The sequence below is a fragment of the Citrobacter sp. S46_ASV_140 genome (genome assembly GCF_018919545.1).
In the GTDB taxonomy this organism is placed as follows: Bacteria; Pseudomonadota; Gammaproteobacteria; order Enterobacterales; family Enterobacteriaceae; genus Citrobacter; species Citrobacter braakii.
In genome coordinates, this window is sequence record NZ_JAHLRC010000208.1 from 1 (window position 1) to 3,848 (window position 3,848).

Sequence of the window (3,848 nt, forward strand, 5' to 3'; positions counted from 1 at the left end):
GGATAAACCGCCTACCGCGACGGCCCCAAGGCATTTTCCTTGGTGCAGAATCGGGATCCCGCCCGGCAGTGCCGTAAACAGCGGGTCGGCAAAATAACCAATATCCAGTTGCTCTTTCTGCAGGCGCTGTAAAAATGCCTGCGTGGTACAGCCCAGGCGGCTACTGGTGCGTGCTTTGCGCTGGGTTAACTCGATGGTTAACAGTTTGGCGTTATCCATCCGCGCAAAGCTGAGTAGTTCGCCATTGACATCGCATACGGCCACGCTTAACGGGCGTTTTGCGTAACATGTTTCGGCGAGGTCGAGCGCAAAGGCCACGGCGCGCAGGGCATGCCCCAGAGTGAGAGTTGTCATCGTGATTATCCTTTTGACAGATTTTCGCAAGCGGGTTGAACGGGATCTTTGGCTGCGGCGGCCTGCGCCTGTCTGGCGTCTTTCTTGCGCCAGTAGTTCGCGAGCAGCGAGCCGCTGACGTTGCCAAGCGGAGTCATCACCGCCGAGGCCAGGCCAACCGTTGCCAGTTTGCCCATCGCTGCGGCAAGCCCGGACGCCATGCCGCCGTTTTGCAGGCCGACTTCAAAGGCTACGGTGCGGGCAGACTGTACGTCCATGCGGAAGATCCAGCGGCTCATCAGATAGCCAATCAGGAAGCCGCCGAGGTTATGCATCAACATGGCGAAGCAGAGCAGGAAGCCGACCTGCACCAGGTTCTCGCGCCCGGCTGCGGCTGCGGTGGTCGTAAAGAAAATGATCCCCATCATTGAGATGGTCGGCATGATTTTCTTCACGCCCGCCACGCGGCCATACAGCCAGTTGTAGAACAATGCCCAGACGAGACCGCCTGCCACGAAGTTGAGCACCACCGCGTACATTTGCGCGTCGGCGCTAGCGTGACCAAACAGCGCGTCCCAGCCGCCAGCAATCATATACAGCAGCCAAAGAGCGCCGATCCCGGCCAGCATCTGGACGACACGGCGTCCGCGCACGCCCGCATAGGTTTTCAGATAGTCATGCAGAATTGCCGCGCCGATGGGGATCAATACGATTTTCACCACATCCATTACCATTGCGGTGAGCTGGATATCGATCATCGACCCCGCCAGCAGATTAACCCACAGCGGCGTCATCACCGTCGCCGCCAGCGTTGAGACTGCGGCGATCGAGACCGCCAGCGCCAGGTTGGCGTTCGCGATATAGACCATGACGGTAGAGGAGAGTCCGCTTGGGCAGGCGCCAATCAGCAGAATCCCGACCGCCACCTCAGGCGGAAAGTTAAAGATAAGCGTAATGCTCAGGCCGAGCAGAGGCATGATGACGAAGTGGCAGAAGGTGCCAATAAACACCGCCCACGGCATTTTGGCGACGTCAATAAAATCCTGGATCGTTAGCTTAGTGCCCATGCTAAACATGGTGGCCTGAATGACGAGGAATACGATCCATTTATGGGTGATATTGAAACCGCCCCAGACGATCAGATCCGTAGACCAGGTCATGGCGGCGACAAATCCGGCGATGATCCATAGCGTAAATTGATAGCTGCGTAGACCCGGCCAGTAGCCTGCACCGGCGGCGAATCCGGCGGTGAACATCACCAGCCCGGGCTGCCAGAGCGCCGCGGACTGGATTAGCGCACCGATAATCGCCAGCGCCGCGCCCGCAACGCTGACGCCGAGTCCGGTTTTGTGAATAACAGTGGTCATAGTCATGTTGAAATGTCCTTGCTGTTGTTATTGCTGCCGGGATGGAATAGATAACATGTGCCGCGCAATTTCTGGCGTGGCGACTTTTTTATCCATGCTGCGAATGAGCGTGGCGAGTTTGGCAACCTGCTGGTAATTATGCTGTGCTTTTTCTTCAGCGCTTAAATAATAGCTATCCTCAAAGCCGATTCGTACTTCACTGGCCCCCATGCCGACGGCGGCGGCAATAATATCGAAGTTCTTTCTGCCAAAATGAGTAATACCCCATAAGGCATCGCGCGGGATCATGCTACGCAGAGCAATTAAAGCGTCAATGGTTGCTGGCGTACTGCCGCGATGGCCGAGGACGATATTAAAGAGCATGGGTTTTTGGAATTTTATTTTATCTTCAAGGTTCAGGATGTTATTAATCATGCCAATTTCAAAAACTTCAAACTCGGGAATAATATTGCGCTCGACAATTTGCCGGGAGCAATATTCCACGTCCGGACCGGGATTAAAGTACACCGCATCTCCGAGGTTGACGGAACCGACGTTCAGCGAAGCCATCTCTACGCCGGGGCAGGAGAGTGGCGCGCAGCGTTCGGCGATGGACATTGAAGAGACGCCGCCGGTAGATGCCTGAATAATCAGGTCTGAATGGCGCATGACGCTATCAATGGTCGCCTGAAAATCGGTGGTATCCGGCGTCAGGCGACCCTGTTTATCGCGAACGTGTAAATGCACGATGGACGCGCCATGCTCTACGCTGGCGAGTATTTCCTGCGCCAGTTCTGCGGGTATAACTCTGGGGCAATCCGCGGCAACGGGTGCCAGCGAAATAATAACAGTATCCGACATATTTTCCTCCGGTACAGAGATATTTAAATTATAGGTAAGGCGTTATCCAGTTTAATGAGTCGGGCCCTGATGTTGATGGTTGATATTCACAGCCAATCCAGCCCTGGTAATTCATTTTTCTAATAAAATCGAATAGCCATGTTTCATTTAATTCACCTGTTCCCGGTTCATGGCGATAGGGGACAGAAGCAATTTGAAAATGTTTAATTAAGGTGAAGTAGCGTTCAATATTTTTTGCCACATTGCCATGAATTTTCTGACAGTGGTAAATATCAAACTGTAAACCGATATTTTTCTTGCCAACCTCTTGAATAATAGATTCGGCCAACGGAAAGCTGTCAATAAAATAACCGGGCATATCCTGCGAATTTAACGGTTCAATCAGCACATCGATTTCCGCTTCAGCCATCATATCGCAGGCGATACGCAGCCGGTTGGCCAGGAGAGTGCGCTGAGCGTGAAGCGTCAGATCGTCGCAGCGCGAACCGGCCATAACGTGAACCCGACGACAGCCCAGCGCCGTGGCGTAATCACGCGCCACGTTCAGGCTATGGTGAAATTCCTGGTCTCGACCGGGCTGTGCGGCCAGTCCCCGCTCACCTTGTGCCCAGTTACCCGCCGGTGCGTTCATCAGCACCACCGGCAGGGATGTTTCCCGCTGTGCAGCGTGCAAATGCGCCAGCGGGTGCTGCCAGAGAAATAGCCCTTCAACGCCGCGAAAACCAGCCGCCTGCGCCGCCGCAAATCGCGCCGCTATCGGTAAATCTGTAAACAACCAGTCGAGGTTAGCCGCTAACTTCAGCATGGCGCGCACCCTCCCGGTTATCAACCAGATGCAGCTTAACGCCCTGGCTGGAAATAGTTTGCTGGGCGTTTTCCGGTAACCGGTTATCAGAAATAATGTCGGTTAACTGTTCCAGCCCACAGATATGGAACATGCCGTATTTGCCAAACTTACTGCTGTCGCAGACCAGCACCCGACGCCGGGAAACGGTGAGTACCGCTTCTTTAACCGAGGCTTTCCCTTCGCTCGGCGTCGACATGCCGCGTTCGGTATCCCACGATGAGGAGCTCAGAAACGCCACGTCAATATTAATGGTGCGCAGAAAACTGGCGGCGCTTTTTCCAAGGCATGAGCGGTTACGCTGATCCACCAGACCACCGGTGTGATAGAGCGTTATGTGCGGCATATCCATCAGATAGTGGCTGATGGAAAAATCGTTGGTTACTACCGTCAGATTGAAACAGTGGCTGGCGGCGACCGCTTTCGCCACTTCAAACAACGACGTTCCAGCATCCAGATACAGC

Annotated in this window: 5 protein-coding genes; all 5 read right to left on the reverse strand. The window is 54.3% G+C overall.

Annotated elements, in window-relative coordinates:
- The coding region (locus KQJ19_RS22795) for a heme-binding protein (RefSeq protein ID WP_216404207.1) at positions 1–354 on the reverse strand (354 nt) is incomplete at its 3' end.
- A 5-nt stretch (positions 355–359) separates the two neighbouring features.
- On the reverse strand, positions 360–1,706 hold the full coding sequence (locus KQJ19_RS22800) for a bile acid:sodium symporter family protein (protein WP_016156006.1): 1,347 nt from the start codon (positions 1,704–1,706) through the stop codon (positions 360–362).
- A gap of 21 nt (positions 1,707–1,727) precedes the next feature.
- On the reverse strand, positions 1,728–2,540 hold the full coding sequence (locus KQJ19_RS22805) for a 3-keto-5-aminohexanoate cleavage protein (RefSeq protein WP_049269273.1): 813 nt from the start codon (positions 2,538–2,540) through the stop codon (positions 1,728–1,730).
- Positions 2,541–2,568: 28 nt separating this feature from the next.
- Entirely contained in the window at positions 2,569–3,345 is a 777-nt protein-coding gene (locus KQJ19_RS22810) for a TIM barrel protein (RefSeq protein WP_216404208.1), read from the reverse strand.
- The coding region (locus KQJ19_RS22815) for a DeoR/GlpR family DNA-binding transcription regulator (RefSeq protein ID WP_216404209.1) at positions 3,326–3,848 on the reverse strand (523 nt) is incomplete at its 5' end. The genes KQJ19_RS22810 and KQJ19_RS22815, both read right to left, overlap by 20 nt.